Annotated in this window: 18 protein-coding genes and 3 pseudogenes; 2 read left to right on the top strand and 19 right to left on the bottom strand. The window is 64.5% G+C overall.

Features of this window, described 5'->3' with window-relative positions; genetic code table 11:
* Positions 1–6: 6 nt before the first annotated feature.
* The 4 genes and pseudogenes from X742_RS164480 to flhA all read right to left on the bottom strand — a co-directional run.
* Entirely contained in the window at positions 7–399 is a 393-nt protein-coding gene (locus X742_RS164480; RefSeq protein ID WP_023770472.1) for a hypothetical protein, read from the bottom strand.
* Between the two features lies 1 nt (position 400).
* The gene (gene fliR, locus X742_RS1000000175465) at positions 401–1,078 is read right to left on the bottom strand and encodes a flagellar biosynthetic protein FliR (RefSeq protein ID WP_280800180.1); all 678 of its coding nucleotides are present in this window, start codon (positions 1,076–1,078) and stop codon (positions 401–403) included.
* A 71-nt stretch (positions 1,079–1,149) separates the two neighbouring features.
* Positions 1,150–1,605: pseudogene (locus X742_RS1000000176445) on the bottom strand (FHIPEP family type III secretion protein); the annotation flags it as partial.
* Positions 1,606–1,609: 4 nt separating this feature from the next.
* Positions 1,610–3,385: pseudogene (flhA, locus tag X742_RS1000000174720) on the bottom strand (flagellar biosynthesis protein FlhA); the annotation flags it as partial.
* A 115-nt stretch (positions 3,386–3,500) separates the two neighbouring features.
* On the opposite strand from flhA, the gene X742_RS164485 reads away from it, so the two are divergent.
* Together X742_RS164485 and X742_RS164490 are read left to right on the top strand one after the other, a co-directional pair.
* Positions 3,501–3,800, top strand: a complete 300-nt coding sequence (locus tag X742_RS164485; protein ID WP_023770470.1) for a putative quinol monooxygenase — start codon at positions 3,501–3,503, stop codon at positions 3,798–3,800.
* A 230-nt stretch (positions 3,801–4,030) separates the two neighbouring features.
* Complete coding sequence (locus tag X742_RS164490) at positions 4,031–5,812, top strand: chloride channel protein (RefSeq protein ID WP_023770469.1); 1,782 nt, start codon at positions 4,031–4,033, stop codon at positions 5,810–5,812.
* Between the two features lie 22 nt (positions 5,813–5,834).
* Here X742_RS164490 and X742_RS164495 read toward each other — a convergent pair whose 3' ends face one another.
* The 15 genes and pseudogenes from X742_RS164495 to X742_RS164560 all read right to left on the bottom strand — a co-directional run bounded on the left by X742_RS164495 (position 5,835) and on the right by X742_RS164560 (position 21,339).
* Positions 5,835–7,553 carry an MFS transporter gene (locus tag X742_RS164495; protein ID WP_023770468.1) on the bottom strand — a complete coding sequence of 573 codons (1,719 nt, stop codon included), beginning with the start codon at positions 7,551–7,553 and terminating at the stop codon, positions 5,835–5,837.
* A gap of 171 nt (positions 7,554–7,724) precedes the next feature.
* A complete protein-coding gene (gene asnB, locus X742_RS164500) occupies positions 7,725–9,593 on the bottom strand; it encodes an asparagine synthase (glutamine-hydrolyzing) (protein WP_023770467.1) in 1,869 nt (622 codons plus the stop codon).
* Between the two features lie 176 nt (positions 9,594–9,769).
* Positions 9,770–10,036 carry a flagellar biosynthesis protein FliQ gene (gene fliQ / locus X742_RS164505; protein WP_023770466.1) on the bottom strand — a complete coding sequence of 89 codons (267 nt, stop codon included), beginning with the start codon at positions 10,034–10,036 and terminating at the stop codon, positions 9,770–9,772.
* 13 nt (positions 10,037–10,049) lie between these two features.
* Positions 10,050–10,457 carry a flagellar hook assembly protein FlgD gene (gene flgD / locus X742_RS164510; RefSeq protein WP_023770465.1) on the bottom strand — a complete coding sequence of 136 codons (408 nt, stop codon included), beginning with the start codon at positions 10,455–10,457 and terminating at the stop codon, positions 10,050–10,052.
* Complete coding sequence (gene flbT / locus X742_RS164515; RefSeq protein WP_023770464.1) at positions 10,457–10,900, bottom strand: flagellar biosynthesis repressor FlbT; 444 nt, start codon at positions 10,898–10,900, stop codon at positions 10,457–10,459. Before flbT ends, flgD begins: the two co-directional genes overlap by 1 nt.
* Complete coding sequence (gene flaF, locus X742_RS164520; RefSeq protein ID WP_023770463.1) at positions 10,897–11,244, bottom strand: flagellar biosynthesis regulator FlaF; 348 nt, start codon at positions 11,242–11,244, stop codon at positions 10,897–10,899. Before flaF ends, flbT begins: the two co-directional genes overlap by 4 nt.
* 28 nt (positions 11,245–11,272) lie before the next feature.
* Positions 11,273–12,316, bottom strand: coding sequence for a flagellar hook-associated family protein (locus tag X742_RS164525; RefSeq protein ID WP_023770462.1), 1,044 nt, complete (start codon positions 12,314–12,316; stop codon positions 11,273–11,275).
* 3 nt (positions 12,317–12,319) lie between these two features.
* Complete coding sequence (gene flgK, locus X742_RS164530; protein WP_023770461.1) at positions 12,320–13,774, bottom strand: flagellar hook-associated protein FlgK; 1,455 nt, start codon at positions 13,772–13,774, stop codon at positions 12,320–12,322.
* Between the two features lie 27 nt (positions 13,775–13,801).
* Positions 13,802–15,061, bottom strand: coding sequence for a flagellar hook protein FlgE (locus tag X742_RS164535; protein WP_023770460.1), 1,260 nt, complete (start codon positions 15,059–15,061; stop codon positions 13,802–13,804).
* Positions 15,062–15,140: 79 nt separating this feature from the next.
* Positions 15,141–15,879: pseudogene (locus X742_RS01000000169635) on the bottom strand (response regulator transcription factor).
* A gap of 221 nt (positions 15,880–16,100) precedes the next feature.
* Positions 16,101–16,631 carry a transglycosylase SLT domain-containing protein gene (locus X742_RS164540; protein WP_031240052.1) on the bottom strand — a complete coding sequence of 177 codons (531 nt, stop codon included), beginning with the start codon at positions 16,629–16,631 and terminating at the stop codon, positions 16,101–16,103.
* The gene (locus X742_RS164545) at positions 16,618–17,985 is read right to left on the bottom strand and encodes a flagellar hook-length control protein FliK (RefSeq protein WP_023770458.1); all 1,368 of its coding nucleotides are present in this window, start codon (positions 17,983–17,985) and stop codon (positions 16,618–16,620) included. The genes X742_RS164540 and X742_RS164545 overlap by 14 nt, the downstream gene beginning before the upstream one ends.
* Complete coding sequence (locus X742_RS164550) at positions 17,982–19,352, bottom strand: chemotaxis protein (RefSeq protein ID WP_023770457.1); 1,371 nt, start codon at positions 19,350–19,352, stop codon at positions 17,982–17,984. Before X742_RS164550 ends, X742_RS164545 begins: the two co-directional genes overlap by 4 nt.
* Entirely contained in the window at positions 19,349–20,722 is a 1,374-nt protein-coding gene (locus X742_RS164555) for a MotB family protein (RefSeq protein WP_023770456.1), read from the bottom strand. The genes X742_RS164550 and X742_RS164555 overlap by 4 nt, the downstream gene beginning before the upstream one ends.
* Positions 20,719–21,339: a hypothetical protein gene (locus tag X742_RS164560; RefSeq protein WP_023770455.1), complete on the bottom strand. Its 621-nt coding sequence runs from the start codon at positions 21,337–21,339 to the stop codon at positions 20,719–20,721. Before X742_RS164560 ends, X742_RS164555 begins: the two co-directional genes overlap by 4 nt.
* Positions 21,340–21,342: the final 3 nt, after the last annotated feature.

The following is a 21,342-nucleotide window of genomic DNA, read 5'->3' as shown; positions in this document are numbered from 1 at the left end:
GGAGGCCTATTCACCTGCTTCGGGATGTCGCTTCTGCGCGATCAGGTCCAGCCGCTCACGGTCTGATGCCTCGCGTTCGTGACGGTTGCGCAGGTCCTTGTAGGCGCGCTCGACCATGTTGGTGCGCGCGCTTGCCGCGGCGATCAGACCGGCTTCCTTCCTGGCGCTTTCCAGGCTTTCCTCCTGGCGCACGACGGCCTGGGCGATGCGGCGATGATAGAGATCGGGAAACAGGCTGGAGAGGGAATTGTCCTGGTCGAAATGGCCGATCAATTCGCGGGCTTCGGTCTCGGCGGCGCTTGCCTCGGCGACGAAGGTGGCGTGGCGGGTCTCGTGCAGGGCTTTCAGCTGTTCCTGCACCTTGATCAGTTTCCTCAGACGATCCTTACGCGTGCTCATGTCACCTCGCCAGCGTGAGGTCGACGAAGCCGTCGACGAACAGCGACAGCATGGTGCCGACGGCGAAATAGAAGATCAGCATGCCGCCGGCGATGACGAAGGGCTGCGAGATGAAATAGATCGGGATCTGCGGCGTCAGCTTGTTGACGAAGCCGATCGTCAGATTGACGAGAATGGCATAGGCGACGAACGGGCTGCCGAGGCGGATGACCAGGAAGAACGTGTCCGACACGGTGTCGGTGATGTCGACCAGCGCTGCCTGGGGGTTGAAGAAGACGTTGACTGGCGCGACCGTGTAGGACGCCACCAGGGCGCGGACGATCTCGTGATCGAAGTCGAAGACGAACAGCATCAGCAGCGCCGAGAATGAAATTATGGCGGCAAGGGCCGCCTGCGGCTCCGGTTCCTCGATCGCCGGTCCGCCGGAGCCGCCATAGCCGATCAGCATGGCGATGGCCGAGCCCATGAAGCGAAGCGCCTCCATGTAGAGCCTGGTCATGGCGCCGATCAGTCCGCCGACCAGCAACTCCGAGACGATCATCGGCACCAGGATCTGCGGACGCGGATCGACGAAGGGAAAGATCTTGTCCCACAGGAAGGCGAGCAGGCCGCCTGTGGCGGCGACCGCGACGAACAGCCTGACCTGCACCGGGACGCGGGCGCTGGACAGGCCCGGCATCAGCATGAAACAGGCACCGATGCGGCAGAAGGCGAGGAACGCCGCGATGACGGCGGCCTGCGAGAGAATGCTCACGATATGGTCCCGAGCACCCTGATCTCGACGCCCTTCGCGATTTCGACATGGGAGAGCACCGGCAGCGTGGTGAACAGGCGCTCGATGATCATGCGCACATAGGGGCGGGCGTCGGGCGCGGTGACGAGGACAAAACGCTCGCCGGCTTCGAGGTGTTTCTTGATCGCCTTGGTGGCGTCCTGGCCGAATTCCTCCAACTGGCGCGGATCGATGTCGAATTCGCGCACCTCGCCCTTGGCGTCGCGCTTGAGGCTCTGGTGGAAGGCGAGATCCCAGCGGTTGCCGAGGCGCAGCACCTTGAGCACGCCACCTTCGGAGAGGTCGCCGCAGATCTGCTGGGCCATACGGATGCGCACATGCTCGACGATCTGCTCGGTACGGCGCACATGCGGCGCGATCTCGGCGATGGCCTCGATGATGAGATGCAGGTTGCGGATAGAGACGCGTTCGGCANCCACCTTCGGAGAGGTCGCCGCAGATCTGCTGGGCCATACGGATGCGCACATGCTCGACGATCTGCTCGGTGCGGCGCACATGCGGCGCGATCTCGGCGATGGCCTCGATGATGAGATGCAGGTTGCGGATAGAGACGCGTTCGGCAAGCAGCAGCTTGAGCACCGCCTGCAGGCCGGGATAGGAGATGTGGGTGGTGCAGATCTCGTCGGCGAGCTTGCGGTATTCCTGATCTTGACGTTCGAGCAGCGCCTTCATGTCCTTGTAGGACAGGAGCTGCGGCAGATTGTTGCGGATGACTTCCGAGAGATGGGTGAGCAGCACCGACATGTTGTCGGCGAAGGTGAAGTTCTCGCGCTTCAGATCCTCGGCGAAGGTTTCCATGACGGAGTAGGCGCGCATGCCGAAGGCGGGCTCGCGAATTTCCTCGCCGGGGATTTCGGGTATGTCGCGGTTGCCGAGCAGCACCATTATCTCGCCGACGCGCATCGAATATTCGGCGACCACGGTGCCGTGCACCTTGATCTGATAGCTTTTCGGCGGGATGGCGAAGTCGTCGGCGACGCGGACTTCAGGCACGACGAAGCCATACTGCTGGGCGAATTTCTTGCGCATCTTGGACATGCGGAAGACCAGTTCCTGATGCGAGACCAGGAGCCGCGTGGAAAGCTGCTTGCCGATCAGCAGTTCGATCTCGGCGGTGGCGAGCGAGGCCTTGACCGAGTTCTTCTCTTCCTCGGCCTTGCTCGCTTTTTCCTGGCTCTTCACCGCCTCGGCCTCGGCGATGGCCCGGTTATGGCGCATTGGTATGACGTAGCCGAGGCCGGCCATGCCGGCGGCAAGCGCGAAGAACGGGAACAGTGGCAGGCCGGGCATCAGGCCGAGCAGCACCAGCAGTGCGGCCGCCACGTAGAGCGCGCGCGGGTGGGCGCCGAGCTGGCCGAACACGGCCTGGTTGGTCGAGCCGCGCGTGCCGCCCTTGGAGACCAGCAGGCCGGCGGCGAGCGAGACGATGAGCGCCGGGATCTGGGTGACGAGACCGTCGCCCACCGACAGCTTGATGAACACGTCGGCGGCCTCGCCCATGCCCATGCCGTGCCTGATGTAGCCGATGGCGATGCCGCCAACGATGTTGATGGCGGTGATAATGAGGCCGGCGATGGCGTCGCCGCGGACGAATTTCGAGGCGCCGTCCATCGAGCCGAAGAAGGAGGATTCCTCTTCCAGTTCGCGGCGGCGCAGCTGTGCCGTCTTGTCGTCGATCATGCCGGCGGAGAGGTCGGCGTCGATCGACATCTGCTTGCCGGGGATGGCATCGAGGGTGAAGCGCGCGCCGACCTCGGCGATACGGGTGGCGCCCTTGGTGATGACGATGAAGTTCACCACGATCAGGATCATGAAAACGATCAGGCCGATAACGAAATCGCTGGCCATCACCAGCTTGGAGAAGCCGGCGATGACATAGCCGGCGGCGTGCGTGCCCTCATTGCCGTGCGACAGGATCATGCGCGTGGTGGCGATGTTGAGCGACAGGCGCAGCATGGTGGCAATGAGCAGCACGGTCGGGAAGGACGAGAAATCGAGCGGCCGCTGGATCCACAGCGCCACCATCAGGATCAGCACCGAAAGCGCAATCGAGAAGGCAAGCCCGATGTCGATGAGAAAGGCCGGGATCGGCAGGAACAGCACGGCCAGGATGACGACGATGCCGAGCGCGAAGAAGACGTCGCGGCCGTTCTTGGCCACCGCGCCGGGCTGGATGCTTTCGCTGATCGCCATTCTCGTCCTCGAACCACAGGGCTGCCGAGCATGCGACAGCCCGGCGAGGGTAGCTGGCCAAGCTTGCGCGAGGGTGGGAGAGTGACGGGATCGACTCTCTCGCGAAGGACACTTCATGCTGCTGATCATCGGTACGATCCGCCTGCCGCCCGACAGGCTTGACGAGGCAAGGCCGGCGATGGAGCGCATGGTTCGCGCCAGCCGCGCCGAGGACGGCTGCCTTGAATATTCCTATGCGCAGGATGTGCTTGATCCCGGCTTGATCAGGATCACCGAGGTGTGGCGTGCCAGACCGGCACTGGATGCGCATTTCCGCTCTCCGCATCTTGCCGACTGGCGCGCGAGCTGGCCGGGGCTTGGCATCGGCGAGCGCAATCTCGTGCTCTACGAGACCGGCGAAGCCATGCCGACCTGAGCGGTCCGGCGGCTAGGTCCTCGCCGGCTCCAGCTCGGTGTACGCATTGTGCCGAAAGGGCATGGTGAGTTCGCAACTGGCGGGCAGCCCCGTCGGCCCAAGGCGGGAAGGCCGGATCTGGCGGTTCGCGGCCATAATGGCGCCTTGATGTCGGCATTGTGGTTGTCACGACGTGCCGCCCGGCGTATCAGGCGGGTCTTCTTTTGCCTTGATATCGGCGAGCCGTCCCGGTGCTTTCCAGAAACCAACCCCAAGTCTACGCCCGCCGGCTGCGCGCGGTGCTTTTGAGGTCAGTCCCTCTGCTGGAGGCGCGCGGCATCGCCGTCGTCATGCTGGCGGGCGTTGTCGGCGTCATGGCTGGCATTCTGGTCACCGCGATGAGCCAGATCGTACAGGACCTGCACGGGCTGCTGTTCGGCGTCCAGCCCGGCGGGCGGCTGTCGGGCATGTTCTCGCTTGCCAATCCGATACAGGCGCTGACCCCGGCGATCGGCGGCATCCTGCTCGGAATATCGGTGATCTGGCTGAGGCTCCGGAAATTCCGCACGCCGGTCGATCCGATCGAGGCCAACGCCCTCTATGGCGGGCGCATGTCGCTGACCGACACCTTCATCATCGTCGTCCAGACGATGATTTCCAGCGGCTTCGGCGCTTCGGTCGGCCTGGAGGCGGGCTACACACAGGTCGGTTCAGGCGTCGCCTCACGACTGGCGCGCGCCTTCCGGTTGCGCCGCAACGATGTGCGCATCCTCGTCGGCTGCGGTGCGGCCGGCGCCATCTCGGCCGCCTTCGATGCGCCGCTGACGGGCGCCTTCTACGGCTTCGAGCTGGTCATCGGCATCTACTCCGTCGCCAATGTCGCGCCCGTCATGACGGCCGCGATTTCGGCGTCGCTGACGGCGGAAGTGTTCGGCGGCGTGCCCTTTCCGCTCGAGCTTTCAGGGTTGCCGCAACTCACTGCCAGCCAATATGTGCCCTTCCTGTTGCTCGGCCTGCTTGGCGGTGCTGCCTCGATCGCCATCATGCAACTGGTGACGTTGATCGAGCGCGGGTTCAACAGGCTGTCGGTCGATGCCTCGCTCCGTCCCGTCGTCGGCGGTGTCCTGGTCGGCCTCCTCGGCCTGGTCACGCCGCAGGTCCTGTCCAGCGGCCACGGCGCGCTGCATCGCGAATTCGCCATGAATTACGGGCTGGCGGTGGTGGCGAGCGTCTTCGCGCTTAAGCTGGCGGCGTCGGCGATCTCACTGGGTTCGGGCTTTCGCGGCGGACTGTTCTTCGCCTCGCTGTTCCTTGGCGCGCTGCTCGGCAAGGCGTTCGCCGGTGTCATGGCGCTCGTGTCGCCGGCGACCGGTATCGACCCCTCCGTCGCCGCCGTCGTCGGCATGACGTCGCTTGCCGTCGGTGTCGTCGGCGGGCCGCTGACCATGACTTTCCTGGCGCTGGAATCGACCCGCGACCTGACGCTCACCGGCGTGGTGCTTGCCGCCTCGATCATGGCGGCGATCCTGGTGCGCGAGACCTTCGGCTATTCGTTCTCGACCTGGCGGTTCCACCTGCGCGGCGAGACGATCCGCAGCGCCCANGATGTCGGCTGGATGCGCAGCCTGACCGTCGGCTCGATGATGCGCGAGGACATCAGGACCATCGATGCATCGACGACGCTGGCCGCCTTCCGCAAGGAATTCCCGTTGGGTTCGGCCCAGCGCGTGATCGCGGTCGACCCAGGGGATGAATATGTCGGCGTGCTGATCGTGGCCGAACTGCACAGCGATCCTTCCGGGGGCGAGGCGCTGGTGCGCGACCTTGCCCAGTACAAGGATGCCGTCCTGGTGCCCAGCATGAACGTGCAGGCCGCCGCCGAGACCTTCCAGCGCGCCGGCGCGGAGGAACTGGCCGTGGTCGAGGACTTCGCCGACCACATCGTGCTCGGGCTTTTGACCGAGGGCCATTTGATGCGGCGCTATGCGGAAGAGCTCGAGAAGGCGCGCCGGGACCTGTCGGGCGAGGGGTAGGCGCCGCGAACCTTCGAATTCGTCAGTGCTCAATCGGCCCCTTGGCCATCACCAACGCGGTGCCGGCGGTCGTCGGACGCTCGATGACGCGGCGCACGAGCGGCGGCTCGTCGCCCGAGTGCAGCGCCCGCAAGCGTTCCCCGACCATGGCGTCGGCATGGGTGATGCGACCGTTATGCCTGACATATTCGAGCCAGGTCGGCGTGTGGTAGTGCTCGATCCAGATCGACGGATTTTCGAGATCGCGAGCCAGTGTCCAGTTGCGGGCGCCGTCGCGGCGGCGGATGCGGCCGCGCTCGGCCATTGTGGCGAGGAATTCCGCCTCGTCCTCATGCCTGATGATGTATTCGATCATAATGGCGATCGGACCGCTGCGCGGCTTCAGGTCGAGTGCCAGGTGCGGCTCCTTGAAGCGATTGAGCGGGTCGAGGTTGAGCACCTGCTGTTGCGGCAGCGGCAGCACGAGGCCGATGGCGCCGCCAGCCAGCATGGCGATGGCCGCGGCGATCAGCGCCGTCTCGGCGCCATGCGCGTCGGCGACGACACCCCAGATCCAGCTGCCCAGTGCTATGCCGCCGAAGGTTGCGGNCGTCTCGGCGCCATGCGCGTCGGCGACGACACCCCAGATCCAGCTGCCCAGTGCTATGCCGCCGAAGGTTGCGGTCTGGTAGACCGACAGAACCCTGCCGACCACCCAGCGCGGTGTCGCCATCTGCACGGTGACATTGAAATGCGAGAGCGCGATCACCCAGCAGGCACCGCCGACCAGCAGGCCGAGCGAGGTCTGCCAGGCATGCTGGCTGACGGCGGCGTTGAATGCGCAGGCCGCAAAGCCGGCGAAGGCACAGCGCACCATCGTCTCGCTGGAGAGCAGTTGGCGCAGCCGCACGCTGATCAGCGCCCCGCCGACGGCGCCGATGCCGAAGGCGCCCAGCATGATGCCGTAGGTCAGCGCATCGCCCTTGACGACGTCGCGCGCCACCAGCGGCAGCAGCGCTAGCACCGCGCCGGCGCTGAACCCAAAAGCGGCGCCCCTGACCAGCACCTTGCCGATATTGGGCGACATGGCGACGTAGCGCAGGCCGGCGCCCATGGCCGCCCCCAACGACTCGCGCGGCAAGGTCGAGGCCGGTAGATCCGGCTTCCAGCGTGCCAGCACGACGATAAGTCCGACATAGCTCACCGCGTTCGCCGCGAAGGCCGCGGCCGCGCCGGCGGCCGCGACGATGATGCCACCGATTGCCGGGCCGACGCTACGTGTCAGGTTGAAGCCCATGGAATTCAGCGCCACGGCGGCAGGCACCTTGTTGCGCGGAACGATGTCGCCGACGGAGGCCTGCCATGACGGACTGTTGAGCGCAGTGCCGCTATCGATCAGGAAGGTAAAGGCCAGCAGCGTCCACGGCGTGATCAGGTCCAGATAGGTGAACGCGGTCAAAAGCACCGAAACGACCAGCATGAAGGTCTGCGCGACCAGCATCACCTTGCGGCGGTCGAAGCTGTCGGCGATGGCGCCGGCGACAAGCGCGAACAGCATGATGGGCAAGGTGGTCGAGGCCTGGACCAGCGCGACCTGGTAGGGCGAGGTGGCGATGGTGGTCATCATCCAGGCGGCGCCGACGCCCTGGATCAAGCCGCCGAAATTGGAGACGAGGCTCGCGCCCCATACGGCCCGGAAGATGCCATGCCGGAACGGCGCCAGCGCCGAGACGCTTTCGCTATCGGGCTTCTCGTCAGTCATGGATGGGTTCCTGCCACGGCGCGCTGATCCTTGCGGGGATCCGTTTCCCCGCATGATTTGCCGAAACTATGGCATCGCGGCGCAAAGGGCGAATGCGTTGCTGAGAAGCTCATGGTCCAACAAGGGGAGAGCGAAGGGCCACGGCGCGCCTTTGGCATCCAGCCTGCCGTTTCAACGCGCCTCGGCCACGGCCGCATGCAACGCTTCGCTCAGTTGGCCGGCGGACTGGCCGCCGGCATGGAGACGAAGGAAAAGCTCCATTCCCACCAGCCGAAGCCTCGACGGCTGGTCGCGCCTGGCCAGGTCGACCAGATCCGCGACCGAAGATGCCGGCCACTTCATCGCATCGCGCAGAAAGCCACCATTCAACAGGGTTTCGGTGCCGGTGGTAAAGTTCGCGGATACCTGAAAACCGTTCTTCCTGGCCTTTACATTCTGAACCGGAATGTGTTTTTCCGCCACCCTCTTCAAAAGCCACTTTCCCTGCTTCTGGCGGTATTTGTGGCGCCGAGGCAGATGGATCGCGAAGTCGATCAGCCGGTTCTCGAGGAATGGCACCCTGAGTTCCACCGAGGCCGCCATGCTGAGACGGTCATGCCGGTTCAGCAGATCCTGCAGATGCGAATACATGTCGTGAAGGCAGCATCCCAGGAAGGCGCGGTCGCCAAGCGGCGTCACCGGCTCCAGCCGGTCGAAGATCCTTGCCTGAAGGAAATTCAATTCCGGCGAAAGCGCCCTGAGCACGGCGTTGCGGTCCCAGCCATGGGCAAAGCCGATCGCGGTCCGGAAGGGGGCATGGCGCTGGCGCTCGAATCTGCGGGCGAGCTTGTTCCTGGACCGAAACAGCCGACCCGGCCAGGACCATGGCCGCCACAATTTCAGGCTGGCTTCCTGCCAGTCGTAGCCGCCAAAGAGTTCGTCGGCGCCTTCGCCGGTCAGCAGCACCTTGAAGCCGTCGGCCCGGCATTGCTCGGCCAGCGCGAGCAGGCAGACATGGCTTGCATGCCAGCCGTCGCTTTCCAGATGCCAGATGGTCTTCGGCCACAGGTCGAGGAACCGGTCCTTATCGACCGGCACCCTGTTCAGCGGTACATGGGCGTGGCTGGCGGTACGCTGCGCGTCATCCGCCTCGCTGTGGCCAAGGCGGGGGTCGACGACATAGGCCGTCATCTCCGGCCTGAACCGTTTGGCCAGCGTGGTGACGAGGCCGGAATCGACGCCGCCGCTGCAGGCAGCGGCGAGGCTGGTGTCAGCGATGCAATGGAGCCCGACACTATCTTCGATCAACGCTTCCAGCGTTGCCATGTGCTCCGCGTCGGTGGCGGTATCGCCAACGATACGGGCGGCATCGAGCACGTCGAGGACATGCCAGAAACAGCGCTTCTCGACGCCCGCATCGCTGATCTTCCATAGAGCTGCCGGCGGCAGCCGCTCTATGCCCTGAAACAGGCTGGAACAGGAATCACGGCTTTGCCAAGCGAGGCGCAACGTGATTTCGCGCGCATCGATGGTTCGGGCGACGCCATCGCAGGCCAGGATCGCCTTATCCTCGGAGGCGAACAGGATCCGCTCACCCATTTCGGCAACCGACATCGGCTTGATGCCGAGACGGTCGCGCGCGAGCCACAGGGCGTCGGCACGGGCGTCGAAATAGGCGATGGCGAACATGCCGTCGAACATCGGGATGGCTTGGTCCGGCCCCCAATGGTGCAGCGCTTCGAGAACCACCTCGGTATCAGAGGCTGTCCGGAACCGCCTGCCTTCAGCCCGCAGCGTGTCCCGCAGCGAGCGATAGTTGTAGACCTCGCCATTGTAGACCAGCACGCCCTGGCCACAGGCGGTGAGCATCGGCTCGCGTGCCTGCGCCGACAGATCGATGATCGAGAGCCGGCGGTGACCGAGCGCCAGCCGGCGGTCGTTCCAACTGGCGTGGTCGTCTGGCCCGCGATGGACCAGCGCCTGCATCATGCGGGCGACGTCGGCAATGTCGCCGCCGCCGATCGGATCGCGTTTGCGCCAGACGCCGGCTATGCCGCACATGGAGTGCCGGGCTGGTTCAAGGGTGCGCGAGACCTCATCGAGACAATACCGCTATGTCAGGCCGACAAATCGCCGGATCATGGAACGGCACTCTAGCTGCAACGCGGCCGCCCGCAAGCCGTGCGCCATCCGGCGCAATATAGACGGAAGGGTCGAGCACCCTTGCTGGAAATCGCTCAGAAACCGTTCTGGATTCGCTCGAAGATGACATTGGTGAAGGCCGATATCTGGCCACCGATGAAGGGACCCGTAAGCGCCACCACCAGCATGATGGCGACGATCTTGGGCACGAAGGTCAAGGTGATTTCCTGGATCTGTGTCAACGCCTGGATCAAAGCGATGCCAATGCCGACCGCCATGGCGACCAGCACCACCGGAGCGGATGCGGTCAGCACCGTCCACACCGCATACTGGACGATGTCGAGTGCGTCGGCCTCGTTCATGTCGGCGGTTGGCCTAGCTCGCCGGCTTGATCGACACGCCCGCGCCGACGGGGACCGTGGTGCCATCCTGCAGCACTGCGATCAGTCCGTTGCTGCCAAGCGTCACCGACGCCACGGTGCCCGTTGTCTTGCCATCGGCCGAGGTGATGTTGCGGCCTATGAGAGCGTCGGCCTGCGACAGCGCCGAGGACTGCATGATCTGGTCGAGCTTGGTGTTGGCCTGCACCGATTGCTCGACCTGGGAGAAGGTGGCGAGCTGGGCGACATACGCCGTCGAATCCATGGGCTTGGTCGGATCCTGGTTCTTCATCTCCGCGATCAGAAGCTTCAGGAAGGACTGATAGTCGACCGCCGTCTTCGAGGTCGACGTGGTGGTCTGGTTGGCGCCAACCGGCACCGTCGTCGTCATGTCCACGGTCATCAGTATCGTGCTCCCACGGCCAGCGGGCGCGCGGCGCCCGAAACATCGTCATTGCCGCCAAGCGCGCGGCGTTCCAGAGGATAAAGCGAACGGATCGCCTTCAAGGCCTCGTAAATGTGATCCTCGCCGACCATGCGATCGACCTGTTTCAGCGCGCTGCCGATCTCGGCGTCTTCGAAACTTGCAATGAGCAGTGGCAGCGAGCGTCGGAACATCTCGCGCGCTTCGTCGGCACCAGTCGGGTTTATCAGCATGACCTGCACGATGAAATAAAGCTGCCGCAACGGCGTCGACGCGTCGTCTGCTTGGATCACATGGCTCTCGAGCAGGAACTGCACGTCGTTCATCAGCTCGATGGTGACCTTGCGGTCGACGCGGATGACCGCGCCGTTGATGTAGATCTTCTCATTGGGCTTCAGCGATAACTTCAACGTGTTGGTCATTGAATGCCGTCGCGGATGATCTGGGATACTTCGATCAGCCCCTCGAAATTGTCGGTGCGGCCCTGGCGGATGTCCTCGGCCTCGCGCAGCAGCCACAGGCCGATGGAGATCAGGTTGGCGCGCAACTCCTTGGGGAGCGCATTTTCGCTGGAGCCGAGATCCTCGACGAAGGTGGTCCAGACGCGATTGGTGAAATGCAGCGCCTCCACTGCCTCCATCGAATGCTGGCCGGCCGCGGCGGCGGCCGACAGCATGTCGATCGAGCGGGTCAGGAGGTCCCGCTCGCGGTCCTTTGCGTCCGTGACGGAGGTGCTCTGAACGTCGGCGTAGGAGAATTGGTACATCGGTGGCTCTACCGTTCCGCTGGAGGTGTCAGGTCAGGTAATTCAACAGGCTGAGCTGCTGCAGGCGCGCCGTCAGGGCGAAAGAGGTCTCGATATGCTGCGTCAGATTGGCGACGCGGGTCGCCGCTTCCGCCGGATCGACTGCCTCGAGATCCAGAATGTGCCGTTCGAACAGGTCGATCTGCGTCTTCATGCGGTCGCTGGCATCGGAGACGCGCTTCTGCACGATGCCGGTCTGGGATTGGACCTGCGCGATGCCGCTCAGCGCCTCGCCGACCAATTTCTGCGAGTGGTCGATGATGATGTCTTTCGCCGCCTGGCTGATGCCGGTGGCCATCAGGCTGGAGACCAAGGCCGCCGCCATGGCGAGCTTCCTGATGCCGTCGCTGTTGGCGCCGGTCGAGGTCTCGGTGGTTTCGTTGAGCGCGATGCGGCTAACGATCTGCGGGTCGGTGGCATTCGACATGTTGGTCTGCCAGCCCGCGCCGAGGAACTGCGGCGTGACATCGTTGGTGATGAAATCGTCCATCTGGGCCGCGGTGATGTTGGCCGCGGCCGGGTCATTGGGCGTGAAGCCGAATTTGGCGAGGAAGGAGGCGTCGAAGGCAGCCTTGGCGGGAGAGCCGGCGGCCGTGAAATCGTTGATCGGCTTGACGTCGGTGTTGGTGCCAGCGAACAGATATTCGCCGTTGACGCTGGTGTTGAGGATCGACGTAAGCTGCTGGATCGTTGTCTGGCCGGTCGATTGGGTCAGGCTGTCGGAGTTGTCGCCCGACGACGCGGTGGTCAGGCTGGACAGGAAAGTCTGCGCGACGTTGGAGAGTTGGCCGAGCGAGGTCTGGGTGGATGAGAGCCGGGCGGCCACCAGTCCGTTGGAATCGACAATGACGTTGAGCCGGTCGAGGTCGCGCGAAAAGGTAACGGATTGGGCGGTACGCCCACCAAGTGCCAGACCGACATCGGCGACCTTGCCGGTCGAGGACTCTTTCGTGGCTTTGACGAGATCGGCCTGCATGCGCATCTGCTGATAGCGCATGGCATTCGTAAGGGCAGCAGAGGAGACAAAGGTCATGGCTTATCCCACCGCGCTCAACAGCGCCGTCATCATGTCGTCGATGGTCTTCATCATCCGGGCGGATGCCTGATAGGTGTGCTCGAGATCGAGCATCAACGACATTTCCTGATCGACATTGACGCCGGTTGCGTTGGACAAGGCATCGGCACTGCGCTGAGCCAGGGCTTCCTTGGCGTCGGCGGCGGTCGAAGCCTGCTGACGAACGCCCTGCAACCACCCGATCGAATTGGCGGCGTAGTCGGCGACGCTGGAGGTTGCCGAAATCCCGGCCGAGGGATCGAACGTCATCGGTTTGTCGAGCTGGTCGCCATAGGCGACCAGGAGGTTGGAGTATGAAGCCCCTCCAGTGGTGTTGGCGACGTAGGCGGCGCCGTTGGCGCCCCCATCGCGCAGCAATGTCGGGTTGCCGCCGGTGCTGGGATCCATCGCGGCATTGATCTTGATCGTTCCAGCAAGGCCGTCGACGAGCGTGCCCGCGGCTGGCACCGCCGGTGCGCCCGACCAGGTGAACAGGCCCGCCGCGTTGGGCATCGACGGCGCCGTTTCGGCAAAGGCGGTGATCAGGCCACGCGCGGTTTCGTCGAGCTGGCTCTGCATGGTCGAGGCGACGCCGTCGCGCAATTGCAGCAGGCCGGCAATCGTGCCGCTGGCTGTGGTGTTGCCGCCGCTGCCCGCCGAGACCGGTACGTTGTCGATATAGACCGTGTTGCCGGCCGCACCCGCGGCATAGCCCGAAGACGGAGCGAAGCTGACGGTGCGTGGGATCGTCTCGAACAATGTCGTGCCGTCACCCGTGGTGATGACCATGTCGTTGTCGCCACGCGTGAAGGTCGACACCGGAATGTAATTGGCGATCTTCTTCAACAATGCGTCGCGTTGGTCGAGCGCATCGGAAACGTCGGTGCCGGAACGGGTTCCGGACATGACCGCGATGTTGGCATCCTGGAACTGGTTGAGCAGCGAATTGAGATCCTTGACGGCGGTATCGATCTGGCCGTCGGTTTGGGTACGAAAGTCCTGAATGGCCTTGGAGCCTTCATTCAGGGACCGCACGACCTGTTTGGCCGCGTCGATCACGCTCGAGCCAAGATTCTGGTTGGACGGCGAGGTGGCGTATAGCTGCAGCGCCTGCTGCAGATTGCCGATCGCTGTCGAAGGCGAGGAGGCATTGTCGACGCCATTCACCGATACGTCGAGCTGATCCATGCCGTTGTAAAGCGCGCTCTGGCCGGCGTAGGCGGACAGAGCGCCGAGGTTCTGGCGAAACAGCAGATCGTTCGTCGCACGCTGGACATCAACCGAACGCGCGCCGGGCGTCGTGCTGGTGACCAGCGCGATGCGGCGCGAATAGTTCGGATTATCGGCGTCCGCCACGTTGCGCGTGACGACGCTTGTCTGCCGCGAGGTGGCCAGAAGCGCCGATTGGGCGATGCTCAGTGCGGAGGAAAGCGACATGCTGGTCTTTCACGGGCGAAGCCCGGTTTATCTCTTCAGGTTGACAAGGACGTCCATCAGGTCGGAACCGGTCTGGAAGACTTTGGAATTGGCGGTGTAGCTGCGCTGGGCCGCGATCATGTCGGTCAATTCCTCCGCGATATCGACGTTGGAATTCTCGAGCGCGCCCGAGATGATCGAACCGGCCTTGCCTTCGTTGGCAAAGCCGACACGGACCGCACCGGAGTCGGTACCTTGCGCGTAGACATTGCCAGGCAGCGCCTTGAGTTGGTCGGGGCTCTGCACGTCGGCCAGCGGAATTTTGTAGAGCGGCTTGGAGGTGCCGTCCTTGTACTGGGCGTAGATGGTGCCGTCCTTGCTGATCTGCACCTTGTCGATGGTGCTCGGCGCGTTGCCGTTCACCTGGGCGTCGGTGACGGTGAAGCCGGTGCCGAGCTGGGTCAGCTTCGACAAGTCGAGGGCAAGGCTGGCGCCGCCCGGGACGGTGAATGAAATGCCGGTCGGGGTGCCGGTGAGCTTGCCGGTGGTGGTATCGAAGGCTAGGTTGGCCGTGCCCAAGGCGCCGCCGGCAGCGTAGGGGAAGCCAGTTCCGGCTGTCGCCTTCGACTGGTCGAAGACCGCCACCTCCCAGGTGCCGGCCCCGGTGTTGGTGAAATAGACGTCGAGCAACTTCTTGTTGCCGAGATTGTCATAGGCGACCATCGAGGATTTCGAAGTATACTGCGCTCCCGCCGAGTTCGTGCTGGGCAGGTTGCCGGCAGCGACGGGTGTCGCGCCTGCCGGCAGATTGCCGCTGAAATTGCCTTGGGTGCTCGGAGTCGCGGTCAGTCCCTGGTCGGCGATGACAACCGGCTCGAGACCTTCGAAGCCGTTCACCGTGGCCGCCGGCGCCCCATTGGCGTAGCTGTAGGCCATCAGCTGGAAACCGGCGGCATTGACCAACCGGCCCTGTGCGTCGGGAACGAAGGCGCCGGCGCGGGTCAGGAAAGGCGTGCCGCTTGGATCCTGGACGACGAAGAAACCATCGCCGCTGACGGCAAGGTCGGAGACCGAGGTCGTGTATTGAAGCACGCCTGGATCGCTGACCGCCTGGCGGATCGTGGTGGTGACGCCGCCGGAATTATAGGCGCCACCGGTCGACGGCATGATCAATGTCGAAAATTCGGCCGAGGACCGCTTGTAGCCGGTGGTATCGGAGTTGGCGATGTTGTCGGCTGTCGTCGACAGGCGGTTCGCCTGGGCGTTCATGCCCGAAACGCCGGTCCGCATCATTCCGTAGAGGCTCATCGAGATGTCTCCGCAATATCCATGCCACTGGCTTCGAGGCTACGCGTCCTGTCTTGCGCGAGGCTGGCGCGGTGCCGCATCAGAACACGAGCCGGTAGCCGAGGAAGCGCTTGGAATCGATCGGGTCGGTGCCCAGCTTCTCGCGCAGTTTCTTACGCAACTTGCTGATGTGGCTTTCCACCACGTTCTCTTCGACCTCCTCGTCGAAGATGCCGTANATGGCGTTGAACACCTGGGTCTTGGTGACGCGGCGGCCACGGTTGCTCGCTAGATATTCCAGGATACGGCGCTCGCGGCGCGGCAAGGGCAGCGGCTGACCGTCGATCTCTGGATCGCGGCCGTCCATGAAGATGCGCATGGCGCCGATCTCGGTATAGGCGACGTCCTCGCTGGCGCGGCGGCGAATGGCGGTGATGCGGGCCAGGATTTCGCGGATGTGCACCGGCTTGCGGATGACGTCGTCGACGCCGCTCTCGAACAACCGCAGCGTGTTTTCAAGCGAATGCTGCTCACTGAGCGCAATGACCGGAGCTCCGGTGCGGTCGCGGATCTGGNAGCGTGTTTTCAAGCGAATGCTGCTCACTGAGCGCAATGACCGGAGCTCCGGTGCGGTCGCGGATCTGGCGCGGCGAGATCGCGCCGTCGCGACAGTCGCCGATCAGGAAGGCCCGCACCGATCGCAGATCGGTGTCGGCGGCCGAGTTGACCCACTCGCCGAACTCGCCCGGCGCGAAACCGGCGCAGGCGATCCCCTCGCGGTCGAAAAGTGAATTGTAGCCCTCTGTCACGAGCTCTCGCTCGTCAACGATAACGATCATCGGCCCCGCCTCCGAATCAGCACATTTGCCCCGTGGAGAAAGGCGTATCCGCTGGCGGGAATCCTGAACAACCGTCATTTCTTGTAACTAGTTTCTTGGGAGTCTGGAACGTGTCGGTTGCATTAGCGTGCAGCCAGATATGCTTGCGGTCCAAGTCCCGGCCAAGTCGAATCGACCGCTCCGCAGCCGCGGGACTGATGTATTAGAAGTGGAGAATGCGCTTACGGGTTGCAGAAGGCGCGAGCGTTCGTCGTCCATTTGCCAAAGCCGGTGGCCACCATGTTGGCGATCACCCTGCAGACATAGACCTTCTGCGCCGGGTCGTTGTCGGGTCCGGCATGATAGCGGGCGACGGCCATGGACCAGGTCTCATGGCGGGCATGGAGGCTGGCCAGGAAGCGTGCCGCGTAGTCGACGTTCTGGCGCGGGTCGAGCATGTCCTTGACGCTTCGGAAATGCGAGGCATGATAGTGATGGTTGATCTGCATGCAGCCGAGATCGATCAGCGTCTTGCCCTCGCGCTGGGCGTCCGCGAAGGCTGCAAGAGCTTCGTCCCGGCTTCTCGGGAAGACTGCTTTTCCTTCTATATTCAATGCGTTGGGTTGAAGGCTGCCTTTGTTTCCGGTTTCCGTCAACCCGACCGCATAGAGGATGCCGGCAGGCACGCCATAGCGGTCGGCGGCACGCAGGATCTCGGGTTCGCAAGGATTGGTGGCGGCGCCTGCGCTGCTCGCTAGGCTAGATAAAAACATCGCCGCCAGCGCGCTCGCGAGAAGGCGAAGCGGCGCGGCCGTGTGCTTGCGCTTCATCATGATTACCCCTTGCGGATTGCTGACCTGGCTGCTGGCCGCCGGCTCCACTGTTGCCGCCGCTGGAATTTCCGGGCTGGAAGGATGACGGATCGCGGCCGGGTGCAGCGCTCACCGAGGCGGTTGCATCCGTGCGGGTTGTGGAGGGAATTGCGACCGAAGGTTGCAGGATGGTGACCTTGTCGACCTCGAAGCCCAGCCCGCGCAGCGACTTAAGGATCGCCTCGCCGTCACTGGAAAGCCGGCGATAGGCATCGTGTGTTTCGGGTTTCAACTCAATCGACAGTTGTTCTCCGGAGAGCCGAAGGTGGGCAGTGACCATGCCCAGTTCGGCCGGGTGAAGTTCGATCTTCAACACATGTGTCGGAACGGCAACAGAGCCCGTCAGCTGAGCTGTCGCGGAAGCGGTGGAAAGCGCCTGGTTCGGACCGCCATCGGCTGAAATGGCGCCGATCACGTTGAGGGCTGCCTGGCTTATCGGTGCCTGCGGCGGCGCGGGGAAGCTGCGTTCGGAAACAACGTCGATGCGTGCCGCCGCCGACTGCTGTTTTCCCGGCTCGGACCGCAACGAGGACTGGAGATCGGCGATCGATTTCAGCTGCGGCGCCGCCTGTTTCGTCTCCACGCCCGGCACTTCCGCAGGCACCTCGGGCAAGGGGCCGGCCGCGATCGTACTGTCATGTTTCGGCGAGCCGGCGGCATCGCGAATGAGCCGGCCGTCGAGTTTCGTCAGCGGTACGTCGACCAGTGATACCCGCTCGGGCTTGGCCATGGGCTCGAGACCGTCACGCCCGGCGGCGGATTTCTGCCGATAAGCCTTCGGCGGAAGCTGTCCAACGACCGTGGCGTCCTGTCCCGTTCCGGCCGCGCTCTGGTCGGCCGTTTTGGCCGATGTCGAGAAATGGCGCAGGGCATGAAACGCCATCAGCAGCGCTAGATGCTCGTCGAGCGGCGTCGCGCCCGGTTCGGCAGCCGGCGCGTCGGCATAGGCATCCTTGTCCGTCCCGGCGTCCTTGCCGTCCTTCATGGATTTCGCGGCAGACGATCCGCTCGGCGTGGTCCTTGCCTTGCTGGCCGGCCTGGGCTCGTCCTCGCCTGCCTTTGCGGCAAGCTTGCTCCACCGCGGATCGCGGGAGCCTGGCTCGGCCGGTGGCTGCTTCTCCGAATGGGCAGGGCTTGCGCCGCCGTGTACCATCTCTCCGAACCCGGTGTCGTCCTTCTTTCCGGACGCGGCCGGCTGCTCGGCCGTACGCGCGGTGGTAAATCCTGGCAGGGCCGGGCCGAGGCTGGGGGTCATTTCGGGGCGGCTCCAAGCATCTGGTCGATCAGGTCTAGCTGTCGACGGGTTTTCGTCATGGCGGCGTCGGTCGGGTCTGTCGTGTCGGCGCTGGCCGCGACCGCCGCGGCCGATGCCGGCAGGACGGTTGCCGCGTCGGTTGCCGGCGCGGATACGTTCGGCGCAGCGGGCGCCGCCGCCTGGAGCGCCATGGCCGGCTTCTCGGACACGGCACCCTCGACGGGTGGCAATCCGGCGGCATCCGTGGTCGATGCGGCCGCAATTTCGGGTTCTGGCGATGGTACGACCGACGCGGGCGCCGGATTGGCGACCGGAAGGGAAGCAGGCGGCGCCACCACTTCGCCGGCGATGGCCTGGGCCGCATCGAGCAAAGCCCGGTCGCCGTCCGATAATTTGCCGCGGTCGATCTTGCCAAATTTGGTGCGCACGTCCTCGATGGTATCGGAGGTCACCGTGGACAGGCTGGAATAAAGCAGGGCGCGCGGATCGCCCTGGTTGGTGTTGCCGTCGCGACCCTGTTCGGCCCGCGCCGAGGCGAAGGCCGACAAGTCACTCATGCCGTCAATCGCGGCGCGGCGCGCGATACGCAGATAGATCACCTTCTCGCGCTCGGGGTCCATCATCGAGGTGATGTCGGCCAGCTTGTCCTGGCTGATCGACATATGCAGTGCGATGACGCCGGAGACGAAGGAGTCGGCGAACTGGCTGGCGTAAGGCGAATAGAGGTAGCGCTCGACATATTGGGTGGAGGCAAGCGCGAACCGCGCCGCGTCGCCCTGCGTCACGGCAATGCCGACCGATCGCCGCAAAGCCGCTTCCTCGACCAGAGTGCCGGGGCTGAGCAGCTTGGCCTCATCGAGCAGCGTGAGTGCGGCCGCCGGCTGATCCGTGGCAAGCAGTGACCCTTTGACCAAAGCGAGGAATGCGCCGAGATCGCCTGGCAGGGTCATCGGGTCGATCGGCCTCAGAGCTTCGATCGCTTCGCCTGGCCGGCCGTTCAGATAGTCGATTACCCCTTTGGCTATGGCAAGGTTCTGCGGATCGGAGGCGGCACGCGATACGGCCGCCTCGACGGTCACCGGATTGCCGCCGCTCATGCCGTAGACCAGCAGCGCGCGAAAATTCTTGGCATCCTTGAAATCCTCGGCGTCCGCCGCGCGTAACCGCGCATCGGTCATTTCGAGCAGCTTGGCCTGCATCGGCATCGCGGCGTGATCGCCGGCGGCGATGCGGTCCTGAACGAGCTGCAACGAGCGGACCAGCTGATAAGGCTGCAGCGCATCCTGGGCGAGGCCCGCGGACGGACTAGCCGTGGCTAGCAGCAGCAGCAGCGCCATCATGCGGCTGGTGAGCGCCGCCCGTTTCATCCGCCGGTCGCCATCAGGATTTCGATGCGGCGGTTGGCCGCCGACATTGGATCAGCGGCATCCTTGGGCTGGCGATCAGCGAAGCCGGCAACCTCGGTGATGCGGCGTTCATCGACGCCGCCACGCACGAGCATGTAGTAGGCCGAGTGCGCGCGCGCCGTCGACAGCCGCCAATTGTCGTAGCTGGCACCGCGGAAGGGACGCGCATCGGTGTGACCGTTGATGCTGATGGTGCCTTTCTGGCTGTTGACGATGCGGCCGATCTTTTCCATCGCCAGCACCAGTTCGCGGCTCGGCACCGCAGAGCCGACCTCGAACATGCCGAAGTCGAGCTGATCGGTGATGGAGATGACGACACCCTTGTCGGTGGCTTCCACCGAGACGCCGTCATGCAGCTTGTCGCCGGGCTTGAAGGCGTCGGCCAGCAGCTGCTTAACGTCCGCGGCGGCCTTCAGCGCGGCGGCGGTCGGAGCCTTGTCCGCCTTGGATTTTGCGGCCTCCTGCTTCGCTGCGGCCGTGTCCGCCTTAGCCACATCCGCCTTGTTGTCCGTAGCTTTAGCGCTGCCCGCCTTGGCATCACCGATCTTGGCATCACCAGTCGTGACCATTTTCGGCGCGGTGTCATTGCCATCCCTGGCCAGGGGCTCCAGTGGTGCATCCTTGACCGGCGGCGCCGGCGGCACGGCCTTGACCTTGGCGATCTGTGTCTCGGCAGCCTTGTCGCCGGGCTTGAGCGGATCGCCCTCGACCCTGGGGCGCTGGGCACTCGCCTCGGCGCCGGGCGCGGCGACCTGCTGCGACCAGAAGTCCGGCTCGAAAGGATCGCGGTAGGACGCGCCGCCCGAGGCGCCCGTCGCGGGGCCGGAATTCTGCGCGCCGCCATCGCCCTTCTGGCTGACATTCTGCATGACGCCGGTATCCGTGGCGATCTCCGAAAGCACCGCATAGGGGTCGGCGAAAAGATGCTCGTCGGACTGTTGCGACTGCTGTGGCTCCTGCTTGTCCTGTTTGCGATTGGACGAGCCCGCGGCGCCGGTGCCGTCCTGTCCAGCCTTGGTGGTCGCTTCCTGCGGGTCGTCGGCCGTCGGCCCGGCCGCGCGCGGTCCATTGCCGAGATCCTTAAGGCCCTTGCGGCTAGACTCGCGGTCGACCAGCTTGACGGGATTGAAATAGCTGGCGACGGCCGTCTTGGTCTGTTCGTTGGCGGCATTGATCAGCCACATGACCAGAAAGAAGCACATCATCGCGGTCATGAAGTCGGCGAAGGCGATCTTCCAGACGCCCCCATGATGACCTTCGTCGTGGTCGTCATGGCCGCGCCGCACGATGATGATCTCGTGCCTGCCATGATCGGCTTCGGCGACGCTCATGACAGGACCTCGGACAGGGTTACCGACCATTCGGCCATGCGCGTTTCGAACACGGCCTCGTCGATGGTGACCATCAGGTCGAAGCCGGGCGCCTCGATGAAGTCGAGATTTGCGGCGCGGGAGCCAAGCGACGCCTTCAACGTTTCGAACAGCGAGAGCGGCCCGCGAACGGCAATGCGCACCGCTTCGCCATCGCCAACGGCTTCGCGGATCGCGCCGGCGAGCGCTTCGAGCGAGCGCTCCCGCAGATCGTCGCTGACAACGCCGCCGATGATGCGGGCGACAGTGGCGCCGACAAGATCCGTCACGCGCGCCTCCATGGCGTCGATGCGCGACGAGACCGCCTTGCCGACATCGCCGCCGAAGCTGTCGAGAAAGGCCTTCGCTTCGTCGGCATTTGCCTGGCGTTCCACTTGCAGCGCCGTTTCATGGGCCGCGGCAAGCCGTTCGCCGAGCGCCGCCTCCGCCTGGGCAACGGCTTCGGCGATCAGCGTGCCGATATCGGCCGTTGCTGCTGCCGCCTCGGGCTTGTGCTCGGCGGTGGCCTGCGGCTGACTGGCGCGTTGCGCGCGCGTGCCGAAATCCGGGAGAAGATCAAAGAGGGCTGCGGAGGGCATGGT

Origin of the sequence: Mesorhizobium sp. LNHC229A00 (genome assembly GCF_000502415.1) — a bacterium.
Lineage (GTDB): Bacteria > Pseudomonadota > Alphaproteobacteria > Rhizobiales > Rhizobiaceae > Mesorhizobium.
The sequence above is the reverse complement of the archived record's forward strand: the minus strand, read 5'-3'. Positions and strand labels throughout refer to the sequence as shown.